General features: G+C 73.7%; 21 protein-coding genes. 4 read left to right on the top strand and 17 right to left on the bottom strand.

The window, feature by feature from the left end:
• Window position 1: 1 nt before the first annotated feature.
• The 15 genes from ACFWGN_RS15750 to ACFWGN_RS15680 form a co-directional block, all read right to left on the bottom strand.
• Window positions 2-1,117, bottom strand: coding sequence for an LLM class flavin-dependent oxidoreductase (locus ACFWGN_RS15750; RefSeq protein WP_191805651.1), 1,116 nt, complete (start codon window positions 1,115-1,117; stop codon window positions 2-4).
• Between the two features lie 133 nt (window positions 1,118-1,250).
• Window positions 1,251-2,024: a GNAT family N-acetyltransferase gene (locus ACFWGN_RS15745; RefSeq protein WP_377618068.1), complete on the bottom strand. Its 774-nt coding sequence runs from the start codon at window positions 2,022-2,024 to the stop codon at window positions 1,251-1,253.
• The gene (locus tag ACFWGN_RS15740; RefSeq protein WP_377618067.1) at window positions 2,021-2,431 is read right to left on the bottom strand and encodes a rhodanese-like domain-containing protein; all 411 of its coding nucleotides are present in this window, start codon (window positions 2,429-2,431) and stop codon (window positions 2,021-2,023) included. The genes ACFWGN_RS15745 and ACFWGN_RS15740 overlap by 4 nt, the downstream gene beginning before the upstream one ends.
• A gap of 119 nt (window positions 2,432-2,550) precedes the next feature.
• Complete coding sequence (locus tag ACFWGN_RS15735) at window positions 2,551-3,831, bottom strand: LLM class flavin-dependent oxidoreductase (protein WP_377618066.1); 1,281 nt, start codon at window positions 3,829-3,831, stop codon at window positions 2,551-2,553.
• Between the two features lie 99 nt (window positions 3,832-3,930).
• Window positions 3,931-4,815, bottom strand: coding sequence for an NADPH-dependent oxidoreductase (locus ACFWGN_RS15730; protein WP_377618064.1), 885 nt, complete (start codon window positions 4,813-4,815; stop codon window positions 3,931-3,933).
• Between the two features lie 61 nt (window positions 4,816-4,876).
• Complete coding sequence (locus ACFWGN_RS15725; protein WP_377618063.1) at window positions 4,877-6,049, bottom strand: FAD-dependent oxidoreductase; 1,173 nt, start codon at window positions 6,047-6,049, stop codon at window positions 4,877-4,879.
• Between the two features lie 81 nt (window positions 6,050-6,130).
• Window positions 6,131-6,340 carry a hypothetical protein gene (locus tag ACFWGN_RS15720; protein ID WP_377618060.1) on the bottom strand — a complete coding sequence of 70 codons (210 nt, stop codon included), beginning with the start codon at window positions 6,338-6,340 and terminating at the stop codon, window positions 6,131-6,133.
• 29 nt (window positions 6,341-6,369) lie between these two features.
• Window positions 6,370-7,161: a transporter substrate-binding domain-containing protein gene (locus tag ACFWGN_RS15715; protein ID WP_377618058.1), complete on the bottom strand. Its 792-nt coding sequence runs from the start codon at window positions 7,159-7,161 to the stop codon at window positions 6,370-6,372.
• A 76-nt stretch (window positions 7,162-7,237) separates the two neighbouring features.
• Window positions 7,238-8,059 (bottom strand): amino acid ABC transporter ATP-binding protein, encoded by an 822-nt coding sequence (locus ACFWGN_RS15710; protein WP_377618056.1) that lies wholly within the window; start codon window positions 8,057-8,059, stop codon window positions 7,238-7,240.
• Window positions 8,056-9,219, bottom strand: a complete 1,164-nt coding sequence (locus tag ACFWGN_RS15705) for an amino acid ABC transporter permease (protein WP_377618055.1) — start codon at window positions 9,217-9,219, stop codon at window positions 8,056-8,058. Before ACFWGN_RS15705 ends, ACFWGN_RS15710 begins: the two co-directional genes overlap by 4 nt.
• A gap of 96 nt (window positions 9,220-9,315) precedes the next feature.
• Window positions 9,316-10,020 carry a GNAT family N-acetyltransferase gene (locus ACFWGN_RS15700; RefSeq protein ID WP_377618053.1) on the bottom strand — a complete coding sequence of 235 codons (705 nt, stop codon included), beginning with the start codon at window positions 10,018-10,020 and terminating at the stop codon, window positions 9,316-9,318.
• Window positions 10,017-10,961 carry a DUF1684 domain-containing protein gene (locus ACFWGN_RS15695; RefSeq protein WP_377618051.1) on the bottom strand — a complete coding sequence of 315 codons (945 nt, stop codon included), beginning with the start codon at window positions 10,959-10,961 and terminating at the stop codon, window positions 10,017-10,019. Before ACFWGN_RS15695 ends, ACFWGN_RS15700 begins: the two co-directional genes overlap by 4 nt.
• A 45-nt stretch (window positions 10,962-11,006) precedes the next feature.
• Entirely contained in the window at window positions 11,007-12,446 is a 1,440-nt protein-coding gene (locus ACFWGN_RS15690) for an NtaA/DmoA family FMN-dependent monooxygenase (protein ID WP_377618050.1), read from the bottom strand.
• 12 nt (window positions 12,447-12,458) lie between these two features.
• Window positions 12,459-13,727 carry an LLM class flavin-dependent oxidoreductase gene (locus ACFWGN_RS15685; protein ID WP_377618048.1) on the bottom strand — a complete coding sequence of 423 codons (1,269 nt, stop codon included), beginning with the start codon at window positions 13,725-13,727 and terminating at the stop codon, window positions 12,459-12,461.
• Window positions 13,728-14,407: 680 nt separating this feature from the next.
• A complete protein-coding gene (locus tag ACFWGN_RS15680) occupies window positions 14,408-15,223 on the bottom strand; it encodes a 3-hydroxyacyl-CoA dehydrogenase (RefSeq protein WP_377618046.1) in 816 nt (271 codons plus the stop codon).
• Window positions 15,224-15,337: 114 nt separating this feature from the next.
• Between ACFWGN_RS15680 and ACFWGN_RS15675 the strand changes: the two genes are divergently transcribed.
• The gene (locus tag ACFWGN_RS15675) at window positions 15,338-16,948 is read left to right on the top strand and encodes an ATP-dependent DNA ligase (RefSeq protein WP_377618044.1); all 1,611 of its coding nucleotides are present in this window, start codon (window positions 15,338-15,340) and stop codon (window positions 16,946-16,948) included.
• A 42-nt stretch (window positions 16,949-16,990) separates the two neighbouring features.
• Here ACFWGN_RS15675 and ACFWGN_RS15670 read toward each other — a convergent pair whose 3' ends face one another.
• A complete protein-coding gene (locus ACFWGN_RS15670) occupies window positions 16,991-17,347 on the bottom strand; it encodes a hypothetical protein (RefSeq protein ID WP_377618042.1) in 357 nt (118 codons plus the stop codon).
• 9 nt (window positions 17,348-17,356) lie between these two features.
• Window positions 17,357-17,815, bottom strand: coding sequence for a hypothetical protein (locus ACFWGN_RS15665; protein WP_377618040.1), 459 nt, complete (start codon window positions 17,813-17,815; stop codon window positions 17,357-17,359).
• Window positions 17,816-18,358: 543 nt separating this feature from the next.
• Here ACFWGN_RS15665 and ACFWGN_RS15660 point away from each other — a divergent pair.
• The 3 genes from ACFWGN_RS15660 to ACFWGN_RS15650 are packed head-to-tail and all read left to right on the top strand — an operon-like array spanning window position 18,359 to window position 21,349.
• Window positions 18,359-19,459: an ABC transporter substrate-binding protein gene (locus ACFWGN_RS15660; RefSeq protein WP_377618038.1), complete on the top strand. Its 1,101-nt coding sequence runs from the start codon at window positions 18,359-18,361 to the stop codon at window positions 19,457-19,459.
• Between the two features lie 35 nt (window positions 19,460-19,494).
• Window positions 19,495-20,454: an ABC transporter ATP-binding protein gene (locus ACFWGN_RS15655; protein WP_377618160.1), complete on the top strand. Its 960-nt coding sequence runs from the start codon at window positions 19,495-19,497 to the stop codon at window positions 20,452-20,454.
• Entirely contained in the window at window positions 20,447-21,349 is a 903-nt protein-coding gene (locus ACFWGN_RS15650; protein ID WP_377618036.1) for an ABC transporter permease, read from the top strand. The genes ACFWGN_RS15655 and ACFWGN_RS15650 overlap by 8 nt, the downstream gene beginning before the upstream one ends.
• Window positions 21,350-21,446: the final 97 nt, after the last annotated feature.

Below are 21,446 nucleotides of genomic sequence, written 5' to 3'. Positions count from 1 at the left end.
CTCAGGCCGCCTGCCCCGACGCGGCCCCGGCGTCGCGCTTGGCGACCTCCTCGCGCACGATCGGGATGACGTAGCGGCCGAAGTCGGTCGCGTCGTCGAGCAGGTCGTAGCCGCGCGCCGAGATGATGCGGACCCCCAGGTCGTAGTACGCGAGCAGCGCCTGCGCGACGGTCTCGGGCGTCCCGACGAGCGCGTTCGAGTTCCCCGCTCCCCCCGTGGCCTTGGCCGTCGCGGTCCACAGGGCCGAGTCGAAGCGGTCGCCCTGGGCCGCGATCTCCAGGAGGCGCTGCGAGCCGGCGTTCTCGGGCTTGTCGATCGGATGACGCCGGCTCAGCACGCCGCCCGCCGCAGCCTTGCGGGCCTCGATCCGGTCGAGGATGCCGTGCGCCTTCTCCCAGGCCAGCTCCTCGGTGGCCCCGATGATCGGCCGGAACGCCGCGTGGATGCGCGGCGGCGTGGTGCGACCGGCCGCGGCCGCCTCGGTGCGGACGCGCAGGATCTGCTCGGCCGTCCGGTCGAGCGGCTCGCCCCACACCGCGTAGATGTCGGCCTCGGCCGCGCCGACCTTGAACGCCGCGTCCGAGGACCCGCCGAACGAGATGGTGGGCGTACGCCCCTCGAAGGGCTTGGTGTCGAGCACGAAGTCGTCGAGGTCGTAGAAGCTCCCGTGGTGGTCGAACGGCTCGGCGCTCGACCAGGCCTTCTTCACGATCTGGATGTACTCCTGGGTGCGGGCGTAGCGCTCGTCCTTGGTCAGGGTGTCGCCCTCGCGTCGCTGCTCGTGGTCGTTGCCGCCGGTGATGAAGTGGACGGACAGCCGCCCCTCGGAGAGCTGGTCGAGCGTCGCGAAGGACTTGGCCGCGAACGTCGGGTAGGAGACGTTGGGGCGGTGCGCCAGCAGGAGCTCGATCGAGTCGAGGCGGGCCGCGGTCCATGCCGCGAGCGCCGACGGCTCGGGTCCGCTCGACCCGTAGGCGAACAGGACACGGGTCCAGCCGTTGTCCTCGTGCGCGCGCACGATGCGCTCGAGGTACTGCTTGTCGAACGGCGCGGTCGTGCGGTCGGTGGTCTCGGAGGCGTCGCTCGTGGTGGCGATGCCGAGGAACTCGACGGGCATGGTCTTCTCCGGTTCAGGTGTGGTGGGGTCTTCGGCGGGTGCGGGTGGTGGTGCTCGTGCTGGCGGCGGTCGGCCGAGGTAGAACGTGCTGCGCGAGGTAGTGCTCGACGCGTTCTACCTCGCGCAGCGCGTACTACCTCGGCGGGACGGGGGACGGATGCGGGGCGGGGCCCACGACATCCGCGAGGTCCAGCCCGTACGCGTGCAGCCGCCCACCGCCCTCTCCCTCGATCACGCGGGTCTCGCGCTCGGGCAGCCGCCGGAACCCGAGCGCCTCGTAGAGCCGGTGCGCACGGACCATCTGGGGCCCCGAGTTCATGACGACCCGCTGCACCCCCTGGACGCGGGCCACGTCGAGGACGTGGCGGGTGAGCGTCGTCCCGATCCCCCGCCCCCGGGCCGCGGGCGCGACGCCGAGGAGCCGGAAGTCCAGCTCTCCGTCGAGCGCGAGGGGAGAGATGTGCCGGCCGGGCACGGGCGTCGCGACGGTGCCGAGCAGAGCACCGGTCTCGTCGTCGACCGCGACCCACACGTCGTGCTCGGCCGCGCGGCCCGCGACGTCGCGCAGCACGTCGCGGTACGACTCCGAGATCGTGTACTCGAACCCGTACGCCGCCTCGAGCAGGTCGGCGACGGCCTCGTGCTCGGCGGGAACCACGCGCCGGACGGTCACCCCGGCGGCGTCGGTCGCGGCCCGGCCGACCTCCGAGGATGAGGACGCGTCCAGGTCGGCAGGGACGCCGGTCGCCGCCCCCACACGGCCCTCTCGGCGAGCCGACTCGACGAGGCGAGCGACGCCGTCGGCCACCTCACGCACGCGCCTGGCCCGGCGCGAGGACTCGCGAGGGTCGGCCACGCCGTCGGGCGGGCTCCCGACGCCCGCGCGCGACGTGGTGGGCGCGCTCATGCGCGCTGCCGGACGGGCTCGTGCGGGCCCGACGACGCCGGCTCGCCCGCCGCGTCCTGCGCACCCGCGCCCGGCTCGGCCGGGAGGCCCGCGTCGCGCCAGGCGGGGAAGCCGCCCTCGACGTGCGAGACGTTCGTGTAGCCGCGAGCGGCGAGGGCCTCGGCGACGGGGCCCGAACCGCGCTCGGAGCCGCAGACCACGACGATCGGGGTGTCGAGCGAGACCGCGGGCGCCGCGACCGAGCCGAAGATCGCGTCGAGGTCCTCGCGGTCCGTGACCGTGGCACCCGGGATGGCGCCCGCGCTCGCACGGCCTCCCGGGCTGCGGACGTCGACGAGGAAGGCTCCGGCCGCGACGCGGTCGCCCGCGTCGGTGGCCGGGGTGAGGAGGGGCTGGTGCTGGGTCATGTCGTCTCCTGGTCGGGTGGCGCCGGTGGCGCGGTGGGTGGTGCGGGTGGTGCTGCTGCCGAGGTAGAGGGCAGGCGTCGAGGTAGAGGTCCGGGGCCCGCTGTCTCGACGGGTGCCCTCTACCTCGCGAGGGCTGGTTCGCGGTCGGCCGCTACGGCGGGCACGGCCGGGTCCGCCGCGAGGCCCCAGTGCTGCGCGAGCAGCTCGAACGAGCGCGCACGGTCGGCGGGGTCGTGCGCGACGGTCGTCACGACGATCTCGTCGGCCGCGGTCACGCGCGCGAGCGTCTCGAGGCGCTCGACGACGGTCTCGGGCGAACCCACGAACCGCGTGTCGACGCGGTCCTGGACGGCCGCACGGTCGGCGTCGGACAGGTCCTCCCACGTGGGGGTCGTGCCGGGCGCGGGGTAGGCGATCGCGCCGTCGGCCCCGCGGCGGATCGACAGGACCCAGGCGGTGAACGGGTCGGCGATCCGGTGGGCCTCGGCGTCGGTGCCCGCGACCAGGACGTCGGCCGAGACCACGACGTACGGACGGTCGAGCACCCCCGGGCGGAACGCGGCCCGGTAGGCGGCGATCGTGTCGAGCGTCGCGGAGGGGCCCACGTGGTAGTTCGCCGCGAGCGGCAGTCCCAGCTCTCCCGCGACGCGGGCGCTGACCCCGCCGCTCGACGCGAGCACGAACAGGTCGAACGCCGCGCCCTCGACGGGCGGGCTCGTGTACGCGGTGCCTGCGCTGTTGGTGAAGGTCCCCGCGCGCAGGCCCAGGACCAGCTCGAGCTCGTCACGGAACTCGGCGGGGGTCCGGCTCGCGCCGACGACCTCCTTCTGCGCGAGCAGCCGCTGGCGCAGCGCGGTGTCGGTGAAGGCGACGCCGGGCGCGGCGGGGATCAGGAGGCCGTCGACCACGCGCGTCCCGGCGGGCTGCGCGGGGCCCGCCGCGGTGGGCTCGGGCTCGCCCGCCGTTCTCGCTTGCGTGCCCGACGACGGAGCCTCGCCCCCCGCGCTCGCCCCGCCCTGCGCGGGGGGCGGGGTGAACGCCCGGCCCAGCCCCAGGTCGACCCGGCCCGGGTGCAGGGCCGCGATGGTCCCGAACTGCTCGGCCGCGAGGAGCGGGCTCGTGGTGCTCAGCAGCACGGCTCCCGACCCGACGCGGATGCGCGACGTGCGCTCCGCGACGAGGGCAGCGAGCACCGCGGGGGACGCCGAGGCGACCCCCGGGGACAGGTGGTGCTCGGCGAACCAGATGCGGCGGTAGCCCAGCTCGTCGGCACGGACCGCGGTGGCGAGCGTGTCGCGCAGCGCCTGGGCTCCGGTCGAGCCCTCGCTCACGACCGCGAGGTCGAGGACGGACAGCGGGACGCGGGGCTGGTGGGTGGCCGGGAGGTCGGAGGTGGTCATCGGTAGGTCCTCTGTGTGTCGGTGGGGGCGCTGGGTGCAGAGCGGCCGTCGTCGATCGCCGGATCTGGCGACCGCTGCTCCGCACCCGGCGGAAGGTGGTCAGCGGGACGGCAGGCCGCGAGCCGCGAGCGCCGTGTGCAGGTGGGCGTGCCCGCGCTGGGGCCCGGGGACTGCGAGCCGGTCGACCACGCGCCGACGCCAGCTCTCGGCGAGCCCCTCCTCGCGGTAGAAGGGCGCGATGAGGTCCTCGTACGCGTCGACGTACGGACCCTGGACGGCCAGGTCGTAGGTCTCGTGGTGCAGCACCGCGGCCTGGGGAAGGCGCGGCTTGACCCGTTCGCCGCCCGCGGGGTCGGGGTGCCCCACGACCAGGCCGACGACCGCGACCGTGCCCTCGGGCAGGCCCAGCTCGGCCGCGACCTGCTCGGGGTGGTGCCGCAGCGCACCGATGTACACGGTCCCGAGCCCCAGCGACTCGGCGGCCACGACGGCGTTCTGGGCGGCGAGGGCCGCGTCGACGAACGCCACGACCGTCGAGTCGAGGTAGTCGGTCCCCTCGAGCGAGGTGCCGTGCGCGTCGCCGATCGCGCGGGCGCGGGCCAGGTCCGCGACCCACACGAGCAGGAGCGGCGCCTGCCGGACGTGCTCCTGGCCGCCGGCGAGCGCCGCGAGCCGGTCCTTGCGGGCCGGGTCGGTCACCGCCACGACGCTCCAGAACTGCATGTTGGACGACGTCGGGGCCGACTGTGCGGCGGCGACCAGGGTCGGCAGGACCACCTCGTCGAGCGGGTCCGTGAGATAGGCGCGCACCGTGCGGTGCCGCAGGATCCCGTCGATCGCGTCCGTGAGCGGAGCGAGGGGAACGGACTGGTCGGGGCCGTAGCGCTCGGCCAGGGGCGAGGCCGTCGCGGGGACGGTCTCGGAGGACGCGGTCACCGAGGGTGCGGCCTCAGGGAGGGCGGCGAGGTCGGTCGTGGTCGACATGAGGGCCTTTCGGTCGTGAGAGCGTGGGACGCGGCGCGGGGCAGAGAGGCGACCGGCAGCGTCAGCCGGCAGGCACCTGCGCGAAGCGGGCCAGGGAGAACAGCCGGTCCGCGGCGACCGGCCGGGCGGTCGGTTCCTCGCGGGCCAGCTCCGCCAGGACCCGGCCGATCGACGGCGCGAACTTGAAGCCGTGGCCCGAGAACCCGGCGGCGATCACGACACGGCCCACGCGGTCGAGCACGAAGTCGTGGTCCGGTGTCGTGGTGTACGTGCAGGAGATCGGCACGAGCCGGTCGGCGTCGGCCCCCGGGACCCACGCCCTGACGTAGTCCTGGAGCTGTGCGAGCTGCCCGGGCTCGGGACGGTAGGTCCGCCGGTCGGGATCGGTGCGCGGCCCGACCCCGTGGAAGCCGACCTTGATCCCCTCTCCCGGGGTCGCGAGCCCGTAGACCCCGCTGGGCCACGGGTGCGGCTCGGCAGGGGCGTGCGTGAAGCTCGGCCAGGCGTCCTCCGCCGGTGCTCCCGGGGCGAGCGCGAAGTGCGCGGGCTGCTCCTGGGTGACGACGAGCGGCGGGACGGACGCGACGCCGTCGGGCTCGGAGAACGCCGCCCCCAGCAGGCCCGCGCTCCACGCCCCCACCGCGACCACGACCGTGTCCGCGACCAGGTCGTACCGGTCCGTGACGACCCGGACCGAGCCCGCACCCGGGTGGACGTGACGCACGTGCACGCCGTGGCGGACGTCGGCGCCGTGCGAGCGCGCCGCGGACTGGAAGGCTGCGACCGCGCGGTCGGCGTGGACGCGCCCCGCCGTCGCGGTCTCGTGGAGCACGTCGCCCTCGAAGCGCAGGCCGGGCCAGCGCTCGGCAGCCTCCTCGGGGCGCAGCCACTCGTGCGGGACGCCCCGTGCGACGAACGCGTCACCGATCTCGGTGCGGCGCGGGAAGCCGTGGCTCACGCCGCCCGTCAGGGTGAGGACCGCGTCGGCGGGGAGCCCTGCGTCGCGCTCGAGCTCGCGCCACAGGCCGAACGCCTCCTGCGCGAGATCGAGGTACGCGGGCTGGGTGTAGGTGGTCCGGTAGATGCGCGACGCCCCGTGCGAGGCGCCCTGCGCGTGGCCGGGCTCGAAGCGTTCGAGCAGGACGACGTCGTGCCCCGCGCGCGCGAGCTGCCACGCCGCGGCCGAGCCCATGACGCCTCCACCGACGACGACGTGCGACACGTGCTCGGTCATCTGGCTGCCTCTCGATCAGTAGGTCGGTGCCGCCGGCCCGCGGGTCCCAGGAGGATTCCGCGGGCCGGTCGGCCGTCCGGGTCAGGGCTTGGGCAGCCCGGGAGGGTTGGTCTCGGAGGCGGGGATCGCCTCGTCCTCGAGACCCCAGTGCTCGAGGAGCTCGGTGTAGCTGCCGTCCTCGATCGCGTGGTTGATCGCCGCGGTCACGGCCGGGGCGAGCTCGCTGCCCTTGAGCGTCGCGACGGCGATCTGCGCGGTCGCGGGCCAGCCGCCGTTGAGCGTGCCGACCACCTTGTACTGGTCGGGCGCGGTCGCGGCGCTTAGGCGAGGCTCGCGTTGGGGCCGACGTAGAGGTCGAGCCTGCCCGACGCGACAGCGAGCAGCGCGTCCTTGTAGTCCTCGTAGTACTCGGGCTCTCCACCCTTGATGGGCTCGAGTCCCGCGTCGATGTTCTCCTGGTTCCAGGCGAGGAGGATCTTCTCCTGGTTGGTCCCCGAACCGACGCCCACGGTGAGGCCCGCGATGTCCTTGGCCTCCTTGATCGCAGGCACCTTGTCGTTGGACGCACCCGCGAGCCAGCCGAGCTGGTCGTTGCGGTAGGACGAGAAGTCGTAGAGCTCCTTGCGCTCCTCGGTCACCGTGACGTTCGAGATCACGGCGTCGACGTCCCCGGACTGCAGCGCGAGCGGCCAGTCGGCCCACGCCTTGACCTCGAGCTCGAGCTCGAGGCCGAGCGCGTCCGCGACGAGGACCGCGATGTTGGGCTCGTTGCCGATGGGCGTCTTGTCGTCGTCCGCGAGGAAGCCGAGCGGAGGCAGTCCGCCCGCGGTCGTCGAGACCTTGAGGACCCCCGCGGCCTTGACGTCCTCGGGCAGGAGGGCGATGGCCTCGGGCGACTCGGTCGTGTGGATCCACTCCTGGTCGGGCGAGGTGTCGATGACGAGGCCGGCGGCCTCCGCGGCCTTCTCGTTGTCGGCCGTGCCGGGCTCGGCGTCGGCGCTCGTGGCGCACGCCGCGAGCAGCGCGAGGAGCGGGAGGGTCGCGACGGCGGCGACCGTCCGGCGGGAGGGGCGGCGGGCGGCGCGGGGCGCGCCGGAGGTACGGAGGGACATCATGTTCTCTTTCGGTGTGGGTGGACGTGCGGTGGGGTGACGCGGCCCGGGCGATCTGCGTGCCGGGCTCCGGGCATCACAGGACCTTGTCGAGGAAGGCCTTGGTCCGGTCGTGGCGGGGGGCGTCGAGGACCTGCGCGGGCGGGCCCTGCTCGACGATGCGGCCGGCGTCCATGAAGACGACCGTGTCCGCGACCTCACGGGCGAAGCCGATCTCGTGCGTGACGACGACCAGGGTCGTGCCGCCGTGCGCGAGGCCCTTGATGACGTCGAGCACCTCGCCGACGAGCTCGGGGTCGAGCGCAGAGGTCGGCTCGTCGAAGAGCAGGACGCGGGGACGCATGGCGAGCGCGCGGGCGATCGCGACGCGCTGCTGCTGCCCGCCCGAGAGCTGCCGGGGACGGGCGTCGGCCTTGTCCGCGAGACCCACGCGGGCCAGGAGCTCGCGCCCCTCGGCCTCGACCTCGGCCCGGTCCCTGCCCTGGGCGGAGACCGGTGCCTCGACGACGTTCTCGAGGGCCGTGAGGTGCGGGAAGAGGTTGAAGCTCTGGAACACGAACCCGATCCGGGTGCGCTGGACCAGGATCTCCTTCTCCTTGAGCTCGCGCAGGGTGTCGCCCTTGCGGGAGTAGCCGATGAGGTCGCCGTCGACCGCGATGAAGCCGCGGTCCACCTTCTCGAGGTGGTTGATGACGCGCAGGAGCGTCGACTTGCCCGAGCCCGACGGGCCGAGGATCACGGTGACCTCGCCCGGGCGGACCTCGAGGTCGATGCCCGCGAGCACCTCGAGCGTGCCGTAGGACTTGTGGACCCCGCGGACCTCGACGAGGCCCTTGGCCGGAGAGGCGGTCGTGGATCCGGCGGTCGAGGTAGCCGCAGCCGTGGTCGTGGCGGTCATGCAGCACCTCCGGTGGTGCGGTCGCTCGTTGCCGTGCGCAGCAGGTGGCTGCGGCCGACCGCGGCGCGCGCGGCGTAGGCAGGGGGCAGGTGGGCGGGCGCGGGGCGCCCGGTGACGCGCGACCACGCGACCTGGAGCGTCCACCGGACCCGCTGGACCGGGGTCGGGGGCAGCGTGCGCACCGCGCCCTTGGCGTAGTGCCGCTCGACGTAGTACTGCGCGACGGTCAGCACGGTCGTGATGACGAGGTACCAGATCGCCGCGACCATGAGCAGCGGGACGACGCGCTGGTTGCGGCCGTAGATCACGCCGATCGTGTAGAACAGCTCGCCGTACGCGAGGACGTACACGACCGAGGTGCCCTTGACGAGGCCGATGATCTCGTTGACCGACGTCGGGACGATGGTCCGCATGGCCTGCGGGAGCACGATGCGCAGCGTCTGGCGCGAGCGCGGGATCCCCAGCGAGGCCGCGGCCTCGTGCTGGCCCTGGTCGACCGAGAGGATCCCGGCCCGGACGATCTCCGAGGAGTAGGCGGCCTGCGAGAGCCCCAGGCCCAGGATCGCGGCACCGAACTTGTCGATCACGTCGAGGGTCCCGAACTCGAGGAAGCCGGGGCCGAACGGGATGCCCAGCGAGAGCGTCGGGTAGAGATAGGCCAGGTTGTACCAGAGCAGGAGCTGCAGGATCAGCGGCACCGAGCGGAACACCCACGTGTACGCCGACGACACGGCCTGGAGCAGGGGCGACCTCGACAGGCGCATGAGCGCGAGGACCGTGCCGAGGCCGAACCCGACCACGGCGGCGACCGCGGTGAGCCGGATGGTGCCCCACAGGCCGTTGAGGACCGAGGGCCACGTCAGGTACTGCGCGACGATCGACCACTCCCACTTGGGGTTGGTCACGAGCGAGCTCACGACCATCGCGAGGAGGACCGCGACGCCCGCGGTGGCGATCCACCGGCCCGGGTGCCTCGCGGGGACGACCTTGAGGTCCTCCCAGCGCGTGGTCGACGCGTCGGTCGTTCTGGTCGTGCTGGTCGTGCTGGCCGTCGTCGGGGTGGCGGGCGCGAGCGTGGTCGCGCCCGGCGGGTCGGGCAGCGCTCCGGGGGGTGGGACGAGCTGGCGTGACTCGTCCTGTGGCAGGGACAGGGTGCTCATGGGGACCTCGGGCAGGTGAGAAGGGGTCGGGCGCGGGCCGCGGCAGGGGGCCGGGTCGGCGGGTCGTGCCGTGTCAGAGCGAGCGGGACCTGGTGGTCACGCAGGGTCTGACACGCGCGGACAGAGCCACTTCTCGAACGCCAGGGGTCCGATCTCCTCGGGGTCCCGGCTCACGTCGAACAAGGGGGTGTAGCCCGCACGCAGGTAGAGGCCTGCGGCCTCGGGCTGGCGGGGACCGGTCGTCAGGTAGATCCGCACGTAGCCGCGCTGGGCAGCGCGGTCCTCGAGCTCGACGAGGACCTGGCGGGCGAGCCCGCGCCGCCGGTGGGCCGAGTGCGTCCAGATGCGCTTGAGCTCGGCGGTCGCGACGAGCGGGGTGCCGTCGTCGCTGTGGACGGCACCGCTGTGGACCGCACCGCTGTGCGCGTCGGTGCGGGCGTGCGGGCCGGCCTCGGGCCGGGTCCGGCGCGCGGGGTCGCCGAGCTCAGGCTCTGCCCGACGCCGGAACGCCCCTCCCGCGACCGGCTCGCCGTCCGCGAGGAGCAGGACGAGCTCGCCGTCGGGCGCCGCGAAGTCGGCTGCCGGGTAGTGCTCCATCTCGGCCCGCAGCTCGTCCGCGTCGAGGATGCTGCGGTAGCGCGTGGCGTACTCGTGGGCGAGCTCGTCGAGGAGCGGGCGCACGAGCGGGTCGTGCAGGGTCACCGACCGGACCTCGACGGACGGGAGGACCGACGGCGCGACGACCGGCCCGGTCGTGGCGGCCCGTGTCGTGGTGGCCCGTGTCGTGGTGGGCGCGCTCATCGGGGGACCTTCTCCCCCGCCTCGACCGAGAACGGCAGGACGTTGCCCGCGACGGGCTGGGGGCACGTGCCGAAGTCGCTGAAGGCGTAGGGCAGGTTGAGCGTGCGGTTCAGGTCGAGACGGAGCGTCTGCCCAGGCCGACCGTCGCCGTCGGCTCCTTCCCCTGCGAGGTCCCCGCCCCTCCCGTGCGCCGTGGCGTCACGGTCGACGAACAGGATCCGCCAGTCCGCGACGCCGGGGGCCGGGTCCGTGAACAGGAGCGTCGCGCCGCCGCCGGGCTTGCCCGTGAGCCGGAGCGTCGTCGTGACACCGTCGCGGACCACGTCGACCTCGCCCACGACCTGGACGTGGTGCTCCAGCCCCGGCTGGGCCCCGCCCACGACCTCGGCGACGGGCTCGTCGTACCAGCGCACCGGCGCGTCGAGGACCCAGGCCGGGTCGTAGGCGAAGGTCGGGACCCCCTCGAACGCGACCCGGGCGCGCGCTCTCGGGTCGCGCACGCGCAGCCCGTAGCGCCCGGTGCGCTGCACGAGCTCGACGGCGACCGCCGAGGCCGGGTCGGCGCCGTCGGGCACGAAGGTCGCGACGATGCGCGAGGCCCCCTCCGCGACGTCCTGGACGTGCGTCCCGCGCAGCGCGTCCTGGCTCCCGGCCGGGACGATCGCGTCGGCCGCGGCCGCTCGCAGGTGCACGCCCTGGCCGTCCGCCCACCACTGGCCGGGCAGGCCCGCGAACGTCGTCGGGGACTCCGGGACCCAGTGCAGCGCGGTGAGCGTGAGCCAGCCGTGCGGCTCGCGCAGCGACCGCTCGCGCTCGGCGTGCCACGCGGCCCATGCGGCTGCGCCGTCCGGGGTGCCGGTCGACGTGCCCGTCGGGGCGGGCGCCGCGACGTGGCGGCCGCGCGTGGCGACGTCGGTCGGGGTGGTGGTGCTCGTCGTCATGATGCTCCTTCAGGGCTGGTGGTCGGACGGTCGGGTGCTGCGGGGTCAGCTCGGGCGGGCCGAGCTGCTCGCCCCGGCCGCGACCGTGTCGCCCGCGGGGGCAGGAACGGTCCCGGCCTCGGGGCGTTCGAGCCCGAGGTGCTCGCGGAGCGTCGTGCCCGTGTACTCGGTGCGGAACGAGCCGCGCTCCTGGAGCAGCGGCACGACCTGGTCGAACACGTCGTCGAGCCCTGCGGGCGTCAGGTGCGGGACGAGGATGAAGCCATCGGACGCGTCCTCCTGGACGTGCCGGTCGATGTCGTCCGCGACCTGCTGGGCCGTGCCGACGAACCCGCCGCGCCCCGACACCTCGATCACGAGGTCGCGGATGGACCAGCCGTTGGCCACCGCCTTCTCGCGCCAGGCGCGGACCACGGGACCTGGATCCTTGACGTGCCGGACCCGGCCGCGCGTGATGCTGAGGTGCTCGAGGTCGGGCTCGACGTCGGGCAGCGGACCCTCGGGGTCGTAGGCCGTGAGGTCACGACCCCAGACCTGCTCGAGGAACGCGATCGCGGTCCGGCCCGGCACCTGCTGGAGGCGGATCTCCCGAGCGCGCTCGGCGGCCTCCTCGGCCGTGTCGCCCAGGACCACGACCGTGGCCGGGAGGATCTTGAGCGAGTCGCGGTCGCGGCCGTGGGCCGCGAGGCGGGACTTCACGTCGGCGTAGAACGCCTGGCCGTCCTCGAACGCCGAGTGCGCCGAGAAGACGACGTCGGCCGTCGCGGCCGCGAAGTCGCGCCCGTCGGCCGAGTCGCCCGCCTGGAAAAGGACCGGGTGCCCCTGGGGGCCGCGCGGGGTCTCGAACCGGCCGGACACCTCGAAGTGCTTGCCGTGGTGCGCGAACGGGCGCACCCCACCGGGCCGCACGAGGCCGTCCTCGGTGTCCACCGCGTCGTCGTCCCACGAGTCCCAGAGGTGCCGGGCCAGGGCCACGAGCTCGCCCGCGCGCTCGTACCGCTCCTCGTAGGGCAGGAACCCGCCGCGGCGGAAGTTCGCACCCGTGAAGGCGTCGGGGCTCGTGACGAGGTTCCAGGCCGCGCGACCGCCGGACAGGATGTCGAGGCTCGCGAACTGGCGCGCCAGCTCGTAGGGCTCGTTGAAGGTCGTGTTGACCGTGCCCGCGAGGCCCAGGCGGTCGGTGACCGCGGCGAGGGCCGCGAGCACGGGGAGCGTGTCGGGACGGCCCACGACGTCGAGGTCGTGGATCTGACCCTTGTGCTCGCGCAGGCGCAGGCCCTCGGCGAGGAAGAAGAAGTCGAGCTTGGCCTCCTCGGCCCGGCGGGCGAGGTATTCGAACGAGCTGAAGTCGATCTGGCTGCGCGAGGCGGGGTCGCTCCACACGGTCGTGTTGTTGACGCCCGGGAAGTGGGCGCCCAGGTGGATCTGCTTGCGGGGACGACCGTCGCGCGAACGGGCCGTCGAGGCGGGGGTGGGGTTCGTCATGGTGGCGGGTCCTCAGGCGATCGCGGCGGCGTAGCGGTTGGCGGGGCGGGCGAGCCCCAGGGTGTCCCGCAGGGTCGATCCCGGGTAGGCCGAGCGGAAGACGCCGGCCTCCTGGAGCAGCGGGACGACGTCGTCGACCAGGGCGTCGAGGTCGGTGCGCAGCGACGAGGGCCGGATCGTGAAGCCGTCGGCCGCACCCGCGTCGAACCACTCCTCGACGACCTCGGCGAGGTCGCGGGCCGTGCCCACGTGCGTGAGCGACCCGGTGTCCCACGTGATGCCCTCGAGCCCTTCGAGGAGGTCGAGGCGCGCCTGGGCGCTCGCACGGTCCTGGCCGATCACGGCGTAGACGTCGACGAGCACACGCAGGTCGTCGGGGTTGCGGCCCGCCTCGGCGGCCGTGGCACGCACCTGGTCGCGCAGCGCCCGTGCCCCGTCGAGCGTGGTGGCACGCACCCGCACGACGTCGGCGCGGCGGCCTGCGAGGGCCAGCGCCTCCGCGGAGTCGCCGCGGACGACGACCGGGGGCTGGGCCTGGGGCGAGCGCGGCGTGATCGACGGACCCTTCACGGCGAACCGGACGCCGTCGTAGTCGACGTAGTGGAGCTTGTCGCGGTCGACGAAACGACCCGATGCGACGTCGCGGATCTCGGCGTCGTCCTCCCAGCTGTCCCAGAGCCGGCTCACGACCTCGATGGCCTCCTCGGCCTCGGCGACCGCGTCGGCGGTGGCCTGGGCGCCCTTGCGCCCGAACAGCGCGGCACCGGCCTCGGTCGTCGACCAGCCCACCTGCCACGCCGCACGGCCTGCGCTCACGTGGTCGATCGTCGCGATCGCCTTGGAGACGTGGAACGGCTCGGTGTGTGTCGTGTCGACCGTCGCGACGAGCCCGATCCCCGCCGAGCGGGGCGCGATGCGCGAGGCCACGAGGGCCGCGTCGAGCCGCCCGCGCAGCGTGGTGTTGCGCGTCGGCTGGAGCGAGAAGGTGTCGTCGAACAGCGCGAAGTCGAGCACGCCGCGCTGGGCCGTGGCGACGAGCTCCTGGAGGCGCTGGCCGTCGAACAGGCGGGGCGACTCGGACCCCACGGCGCGCCAGGCGCCCGCTCGTGCTCCGGCGTCGGACAGGTCGACCCCGAGGTGGGCCGAGCGGCGCGGCGCCTCGTCGAGCTGGTCGTCGAGCGCGTCGAGCGCGTCGACCGTTCGGCCGGAGGGCCGGTCGTCCGGCTGCTCGGCGGACGAGGAGGCGGGGGCGAACAGCGGGGTCAGGTTCGAGTCAGGCATGGGTCGTTCCACTCCGGGAGGTCGGGTGCGGGGGTCGCGGGGCCGCGGTCGCCGGGGTCGGCGGAAGGCCGCGGCGTGTCGCGAGCACTGCGGGTGCAGGTGGGGGTGCAGCAGGTGGACCGCCGGGCCGGAGACGGGAGGCCGAGGCGGGCCGGAGGACCGGCAGGCCGCGGCGACCCGTGTCAGGGGCAGGGCGGTTCAGGGGCGAGCCGGCTCGGCTCGGGAGGCGTCAGGAGGAGCGCAGGCTCAACAACAGACGCGGCCCGGGACGACGGGGCGCCCGGGGGAACAACACATTCGACGGGCGGGAGCCACGGCTCCCCGCGCCGACCCTGCGGACGGGAGGACGAGCGTGCTGCTGATGTCCACGGGTCCTCCTCGGGTCGGCGGTGCTTCGGTGCTTCGGTGCGGCGGACGGTGGTGTCTGCCGATGGCCCGGAATGTATGCCGGGGTCCGGGGAGTGTCAACGACTTCGGCGAACAGTCCGCATTCTGGACCGATTCAGTAGAGATTGAGACGTGAACCTGGCTGAAACGGACATCGGAGGGCGCGCCGTCGTCGGGCGTGCGCTCGACCGGACGATTCCCGGTGCCGAGGTAGAACCGTCTGCGCGAGGTAGGACGCGGCGGGTTCTACCTCGCGCAGCAGGTTCTACCTCGCGGGCCGGCACCCTGGCGGGTCAGCGCGGCGCCATCCGGATGCCGCCGTCGAGGCGGATCACCTCGCCGTTGAGCATGGGGTTCTCGACGATCGTGCGGACCAGGCGCGCGAACTCCTCCGGGCGCCCGAGCCGCCGCGGGTGCGGCACCTGCGCCGCGAGCGACTCCTGGGCCTCCGCGGGCAACGACGCCATCATGGGCGTGCTGAAGATGCCCGGCGCGATCGTCATGACACGGATGCGCAGGTCCGCGAGGTCGCGCGCGAGCGGCAGCGTCATGGCCGCGACCCCGCCCTTCGAGGCCGCGTACGCGGCCTGGCCCACCTGACCGTCGAACGCCGCGACCGACGCGGTGTTCACGATCACCCCGCGCTCCTCGGGGGCCTCGCCGCGCCCGCCGTCGGCCGCTGCGCCGTCCGTGCCGTCCGCGCTGGCCGGGCCGTCCAGCGCGACCATGCGCTCGGCCGCGAGCCGCGCGACGTTGAACGTCCCGACGAGGTTCACGGTCACGACCTTCGCGAACGACGCCAGGTCGTGCACCCCGTTCCTGCCGAGCACGCGCCGCGCGAGCACGATCCCCGCGCAGCTCACCGCGACGTGCAGCCCGCCCAGGTCCGCGGCAGCGTCGAGGGCCCGGGACACGTCGTCCTCGCTCGTGACGTCGGTCGGCACGAACCGCACCGCATCGCCCAGGGAGTCCGCGAGCGCCTGGCCGGGCGAGCCCGGCAGGTCCGCGACCACGACCCGCGCCCCGGCGCCGACCAGCTCCTCGACGGTCGCCCGCCCCAGGCCCGAGGCCCCTCCGGTCACCAGCGCGACCTTGCCCGAGATCTCCACGTCCCACTCCTTCGTCGACGGTCGTCCGCCAGCGTAGCCACGTGGTCGCGGCGTCGCCCGGCGCGGGGTGCCGACAGCCCGCGCGAGGGCGCGGGAGCGGCGGGAGGATGAGACATGCTGCTCGCCGAGGTCGCCGCCACGTCCGACGCCGTCGCCGGCACCCGCTCGCGCCTCGCCAAGCGCGCGGCGATCGCCGACCTGCTGCGCCGGGCCGCCCAGGACGCTGCGGCAACCGGCACAGGGACCGACGTCGAGATCGTCGTGTCCTACCTCGCGGGCGAGCTGCGGCAACGCCGCACGGGGCTCGGCTGGGCCTCGCTGCGCTCGCTCCCCCCGCCCGCCACGACACCGACGCTGAGCGTTGAGGCCGTCGACGCGACCTTCGAGCACATGGCCGGCCTCGCGGGGCCCGGCTCGGACACGGCCAGGTCCGCGGCGGCCACGGCGTTGTTCGCTGCGGCCACCGAGCGCGAGCAGTCGTTCCTGCGCGGGCTGGTCGCGGGCGACCTGCGGCAGGGCGCGCTCGACGCGCTGGTCGTCGACGCGGTCGCCGAGGCAGCGGGCGTCCCGGTCGACGCGGTGCGCCGCGCGGCCATGCTGTGCGGAGCGTCGGGCCCGGTCGCGCGGGCGGCGCTCGAGGCAGACGGCCCGACGGCGGCGCTCGCCGCCCTGGCCGGGTTCGGCCTCGAGGTGGGGCGCCCCGTGCGACCGATGCTCGCGCAGTCGGCCCCCGACGTCGCGGCGGCGTTCGACAAGCTCGGTGTCTCGGCCGAGACCGACGACAGGGCTCACCAGGTGTCGGTCGACGTCAAGCTCGACGGCATCCGCATCCAGGTCCACCGCGACGGCGACCGGGTGCGAGTGTTCACGCGCTCGCTCGACGACATCACCTCGCGCGTCCCCGAGATCGTCGCGGACGCCCGCTCCCTGGCCTCGGAGCGGTTCGTGCTGGACGGCGAGGCCCTCGTCGTCGGGCCGGACGGGGTGGCCAGGCCCTTCCAGGAGACGGCCGCCCGCTCGGCCACGCGCGACGCCCCCGGTGCTCCGGACGCCGAGGCCGAGGATGCCACGCTCGCCGGGGCGCTCGCGCTGCGCCCGTACTTCTTCGACGTGCTCCACGCGGACGGTCGCGACCTGATCGACGCCCCGCTGCGTGAGCGGCTCGTCGTGCTGGACCGCGTCGCAGATTCCTTCAGGGTCCGGCGCCTCACGACCTCCTCCCCCGGCGCGGCGACCCAGTACTTCCTCGAGACGGTGCGCGAGGGCGACGAGGGCGTCGTCGTGAAGTCGCTCGACGCTCCCTACGCGGCCGGGCGACGCGGCGCGGGATGGGTCAAGGTCAAGCCGCGGCACACGCTCGACCTCGTGGTGCTCGCGGTCGAACGCGGGTCGGGGCGCCGGACGGGCCTGCTGTCCAACATTCACCTGGGCGCGCGCGATCCCGAGACGGGCGGTTTCGTGATGCTCGGCAAGACGTTCAAGGGCATGACCGACGAGATGCTGCGCTGGCAGACCGAGCGCTTCCGCGAGCTCGAGGTCGCCGACGACGGCTGGACCGTGACCCTGCGGCCCGAGCAGGTCGTCGAGATCGCGTTCGACGGGCTGCAGCGCTCCACGCGCTACCCGGGCGGGCTCGCGCTGCGGTTCGCGCGCGTGCTGCGCTACCGCGACGACAAGACCGCGGCCGAGGCGGACACGATCGAGGCGGTCCGGTCGCTGACCTGAGCTCGCAGCGCACGGCCGCGGGCGCGAAGTCCCTGCGCCTCCTCAGAAGTCGCTCAGCGTGATGCCCAGCTCCGGCCAGCGGCTCTCTCCGTCGGGCAGCCACTCGGCGGTGTGCTCCCCGCTGTGCGCCCCCTGCTCGTCCCAGGTGAACGTGCCGTTCAGGACCTCCGTGACCACCGTCCACGGCGGATAGTCCTCGAACGCGTCCTCCACGACCCCGTCGGCCCACACGACCCTGAACCAGACCCACTGCTGCCTGGTCAGAGGACGGAACGGGGACCAGAACGTTCCGAGGGTCGTGCCCACGTGACCGGTGACCTCGCCGTCACGCCGCAGGACCAGGCAGCCCTTGTCGAAGACGTCGAGGGCCGGGTCGTGCTCCCGTCTCAGCATCGGCATGACGAGGAGTCACTCGCCCTTGCGGTACGGCACAGCGTCGGACCATCTCCACCGAGGCCGCCACGGCACCGCGACCAGGCTGGCCCACCACCGCTCCGACTCGTTCGCGAGGACCTCGCTGTCGCCCAGGTCCACCTCGTAGCGGGTCGTCGCCCACGAGGTTCCGACCCGCACCCTGCCGTCGACCGTGGCACGGACCGCGCGCTCGATCCGCTCGACCGACTCGACCGTGCGGGGAAGCGTCCACACGAAAGAGTCGCCGACGCTGAGATCGATGTCCTCGGGTGACTGCACCCAGATGACCCGGAGCGCACCGGCGCGGCGTGGTCGGAGGTCGAAGCCCTCGAGGTCTCCGTCACGGGTGCTGGAGAGATCGGCGATGCCGGTGAGCTCCGTCCGCAGTGCGCCGTGGAACGAGGCCAGCCGACGACTGACGTCGTCGTCGGTCAAGGACGAGGGAAGGGACATCGGAGCTCCGTCGTTCGTCGGGTTGGTGCGCCGAGCGTAGCGGTCCTCAGCACTCGGCCCGCAGGCCCTCCGTAGCCTGCCCGTCCGCGAGACCCGACCGACGCCCCACCCCCACCCACCCTGCCGCGGCGCGCGACGCCGTCGGGCAGCGTTTACCGGGAGAAACCGGGCGAAACATCGTCTCGGAGACCGGATGGGGGCTTGTGCCGGGCCTGCGCGGGCCGACAGGATCACCGCCATGCGCTTCGACGTCAGGGCCCACGAGCACCCCGGGACACCGGTGCGCCTCGTGGTGCGCCGCGCCGTCGACCTGCGCCTCGTCGCGGGCTGTCTCTGTCGGTAGCCCTGCCCCGGCCCGGCCGCAGCTCGCGCTGACGGCCGGTTGATCCGCGCACCTCGCACCCTCACCATCCCGCTCACGCCGTAACGCCGCCGGAATCTCGCGCCCGCAGGCGGTCTCACGCACCGAGCGCCTCCCTTCCCTCCCTGCCGCCGGCGTACCCACGACCGGTCGGCCCCCGTACCCGAAGACCTGGAGCTCCCATGCCCCGCACCCTCAGACCCCATGCCCGCCGACTGGCTCGCACCGCACTGCGGGCCGCCGTGACCATCGGCCTCACGACCGCGCTCGTGGCCTGCTCGGCCGCGAGCGCCGAGGAGGCCGTCGTCGGCGAGTCGGGCCGGACCGTCCTGCGCTACGACGGGTCGGTCGGGCAGGTGACGTTCCCCGAGCTCGCGGCGGACCTCGGCTACTACGAGAAGGTCGAGCTCGAGTGGGTCGGCGACTCGACGGGTGGCCCGCAGAGCATCCAGGCCGCCGCGACGGGTTCGACCGACTTCGGCGGTGCGTTCAACGGGGCGATCGTCAAGCTCAAGGCCTCGGGCTCGGCCATCACGTCGGTCATCTCCTACTACGGCTCGGACGAGCTGTCGTACGGCGGCTTCTACACGCTCGAAGGGAGCCCGCTGACCGAGCCCAAGGACCTGATCGGCAAGTCGATCGGCGTCAACACGCTGGGCGCGCAGAGCGAGTTCGTCATCCGCGAGTGGCTCACTCGGGGCGGGCTGACCGCGGACGAGATCGACCAGGTCGAGCTCATCGTGGTCCCGCCCGTCAACGCCGAGCAGGTGCTGCGCGAGGGTCAGGTCGACGTCGTCGCGCTGTCCCGCGTCTTCCAGGACAAGGCCCTCGAACGCGGCGGGATCACGCCGCTGTTCAGCGAGCTCTCGCTGTTCGGCGACTTCAGCTACGGCACGTACATCTTCCGCGACGAGTACATCGCGCAGAACCCCGAGGTGGTCGAGGACTTCGTGCAGGGCACCGCGCGGGCCATCCGGTGGTCGCAGGTCACCCCGGTCGAGGAGGTCCGTGCCCGGTTCACGTCCATCATCGAGGGGCGCGGGCGCGGCGAGACCACCGACCTGGTCCCCTACTGGAAGTCCGCGAGCATCACGGCCCCGGGCGGTGTGATCGTCGATGAGGAGATCTCGACGTGGATCGACTGGTTGGTCCGCGAAGGTGAGCTCGAGGAGGGCCAGTTCTCTCCCGAGGACATCTACACCAACGACGACAACCCCTACGCGAACGGGACCTACCCGCAGGACGCCGGCCCCGACGGCGAGCCCGTCGAGGTGTCACCGTGAGCGGCGCGGTGACGGCAGCGCCGGCAGCGACGGCCCTGACCGCCCGCCCCAGCGCGACGGACTCCACGACGACGACGGACTTCCCGGGCTCGACGCCCAAGCTCCGCCTCGAGCACGTGCGCAAGGAGTTCATCGTGCGCGACGCGGCCGGCGGCCGCGGGGCCCGCAAGCGTTTCACGGCCGTCGAGGACTTCACGCTCGACGTCCGGGCGGGCGAGTTCTTGACGGTCGTCGGCCCCTCGGGCTGCGGCAAGTCGACGCTCCTGGACCTGCTGGGCGGGCTCACCGAGCCGACGTCGGGCCGGATCCTGCTCGACGGCTCCCCCGTGACGGGTCCCGGCCTGGACCGCGGCGTGGTCTTCCAGCAGTACGCGCTGCTGCCCTGGCGCTCGGCCCGCGCGAACGTCGAGTTCGGGCTCGAGGCCAAGGGCGTCGGGCGGGCCGCCCGAGCCCGGGTCGCCGACGAGTACCTCGACCTCGTGGGCCTCACGGCCTTCGCGGACAGGTACCCGCACGAGCTCTCGGGCGGCATGAAGCAGCGCGTCGCGATCGCGCGCAGCCTCGCGTTCGACCCCGAGGTTCTCCTGATGGACGAGCCCTTCGCGGCCCTCGACGCGCAGACGCGCGAGTCGCTCCAGGACGAGCTGCTGCGCATCTGGCGTACCACGGGCAAGACGATCGTCTTCATCACGCACGGCATCGAGGAGTCGGTGTACCTCGGCCAACGGGTCGCGGTCATGACGCCTCGCCCGGGGCGCCTGCAGACCGTGATCGACGTGGACCTCGCGGGAGCAGGCGACGCCGGCCCGTCCGGGGACAGCAGCCGGACGGACCGCGGTCCGGCGGACCGCACCGACGACGACGCCGTGGCCGACGTCCGTTCCTCGGCCCTGTTCGGCCGGTACCGGCACGAGGTGTGGAGCGCGCTCCACGGCTCGCCCACCCCGGCGCAGGACGCCGGAGCAGGAACCCACGAGGAGGACGCTCATGTCTAGCACCGCGACCACACCGGCCCGTGTGGCCCCGGTCCCCCCGGCCGAGGACACCGTCGCGTTCGCGGACCCGCCCACGCTGGGACGCCGTCAGGCACTCACGGCCGACGAGGACCCGACGCCCTCGCTCGCGGCCCGCCTGCGCGGCGTCGGCACCCGTGTCCTGCGGGCGTCGGCCGCGATCGTGCTCTTCCTCGTGATCTGGGAGGTCGCGCCGCGCGTCGGGCTCGTCGACCGCGTCTTCCTCCCGCCCCTCAGCGCGGTGCTCGAGTCCTTCGGGGAGCTGCTCGTGAGCGGCGAGCTCGGCAAGCACGTCGGGACGAGCCTGACGCGGGCCGGCACGGGCTTCGCGATCGCGGTGCTGCTAGCGATCCCGCTCGGGATCGCGATCGGCTGGTGGGCGGGAGTGGCCCAGTTCCTCGGTCCGTTCCTCGAGCTGTTCCGCAACACCGCAGCCCTGGCGCTGCTCCCCGTGTTCATCCTCATCCTCGGGATCGGCGAGACCTCGAAGATCACGCTCGTCGTCTACGCGTGCTTCTTCCCCATCCTGCTCAACACGATCGCCGGGGTCCGCACGGTCGACCCGCTCCTGGTGAAGTCCGCCCGGTCGCTCGGGCTGCCGCCCGTCCGGCTGTTCCAGAAGGTCGTCCTGCCGGCCGCGGTCCCCACGATCTTCACGGGCATCCAGATGGCCGGGACGAGCTCGATCCTCGTGCTCATCGCGGCCGAGATGGTCGGCGCCAAGGCGGGCCTCGGCTACCTCATCACGTACGCCCAGTTCAACTTCCAGATCACGAACATGTACGCCGGGATCATCGCGATCTCGCTCGTCGGCGTCTCGATCAACGCCGTGCTCGTGGGCCTCGAACGGCACTTCTCGCGCTGGCGCACCACGTGAACAGGGGCCGCGCGTCCTGAGCGACCCGGCCTCGTAGGCACGACCCACCTCCCGACCCCGCACCCAAGTCCACGACCACGACCACGACCACCACGAC

The organism is Oerskovia sp. NPDC060338 (assembly GCF_042726295.1).
GTDB lineage: Bacteria > Actinomycetota > Actinomycetes > Actinomycetales > Cellulomonadaceae > Oerskovia > Oerskovia merdavium.
Note: the sequence above shows the minus strand (reverse complement) of the source record. Positions and strands in the feature narration are given on the sequence as shown.

Excerpts from the sequence above, each read along its gene's own strand:
- ACFWGN_RS15750 (WP_191805651.1), bottom strand. The coding sequence starts at position 1,117 with ATGCCCGTCGAGTTCCTCGGCATCGCCACCACGAGCGACGCCTCCGAG.
- ACFWGN_RS15745 (WP_377618068.1), bottom strand. The coding sequence starts at position 2,024 with ATGAGCGCGCCCACCACGTCGCGCGCGGGCGTCGGGAGCCCGCCCGAC.
- ACFWGN_RS15740 (WP_377618067.1), bottom strand. The coding sequence starts at position 2,431 with ATGACCCAGCACCAGCCCCTCCTCACCCCGGCCACCGACGCGGGCGAC.
- ACFWGN_RS15735 (WP_377618066.1), bottom strand. The coding sequence starts at position 3,831 with ATGACCACCTCCGACCTCCCGGCCACCCACCAGCCCCGCGTCCCGCTG.
- ACFWGN_RS15730 (WP_377618064.1), bottom strand. The coding sequence starts at position 4,815 with ATGTCGACCACGACCGACCTCGCCGCCCTCCCTGAGGCCGCACCCTCG.
- ACFWGN_RS15725 (WP_377618063.1), bottom strand. The coding sequence starts at position 6,049 with ATGACCGAGCACGTGTCGCACGTCGTCGTCGGTGGAGGCGTCATGGGC.
- ACFWGN_RS15715 (WP_377618058.1), bottom strand. The coding sequence starts at position 7,161 with ATGTCCCTCCGTACCTCCGGCGCGCCCCGCGCCGCCCGCCGCCCCTCC.
- ACFWGN_RS15710 (WP_377618056.1), bottom strand. The coding sequence starts at position 8,059 with ATGACCGCCACGACCACGGCTGCGGCTACCTCGACCGCCGGATCCACG.
- ACFWGN_RS15705 (WP_377618055.1), bottom strand. The coding sequence starts at position 9,219 with ATGAGCACCCTGTCCCTGCCACAGGACGAGTCACGCCAGCTCGTCCCA.
- ACFWGN_RS15700 (WP_377618053.1), bottom strand. The coding sequence starts at position 10,020 with ATGAGCGCGCCCACCACGACACGGGCCACCACGACACGGGCCGCCACG.
- ACFWGN_RS15695 (WP_377618051.1), bottom strand. The coding sequence starts at position 10,961 with ATGACGACGAGCACCACCACCCCGACCGACGTCGCCACGCGCGGCCGC.
- ACFWGN_RS15690 (WP_377618050.1), bottom strand. The coding sequence starts at position 12,446 with ATGACGAACCCCACCCCCGCCTCGACGGCCCGTTCGCGCGACGGTCGT.
- ACFWGN_RS15685 (WP_377618048.1), bottom strand. The coding sequence starts at position 13,727 with ATGCCTGACTCGAACCTGACCCCGCTGTTCGCCCCCGCCTCCTCGTCC.
- ACFWGN_RS15675 (WP_377618044.1), top strand. The coding sequence starts at position 15,338 with ATGCTGCTCGCCGAGGTCGCCGCCACGTCCGACGCCGTCGCCGGCACC.
- ACFWGN_RS15670 (WP_377618042.1), bottom strand. The coding sequence starts at position 17,347 with ATGCCGATGCTGAGACGGGAGCACGACCCGGCCCTCGACGTCTTCGAC.
- ACFWGN_RS15665 (WP_377618040.1), bottom strand. The coding sequence starts at position 17,815 with ATGTCCCTTCCCTCGTCCTTGACCGACGACGACGTCAGTCGTCGGCTG.
- ACFWGN_RS15660 (WP_377618038.1), top strand. The coding sequence starts at position 18,359 with ATGCCCCGCACCCTCAGACCCCATGCCCGCCGACTGGCTCGCACCGCA.
- ACFWGN_RS15650 (WP_377618036.1), top strand. The coding sequence starts at position 20,447 with ATGTCTAGCACCGCGACCACACCGGCCCGTGTGGCCCCGGTCCCCCCG.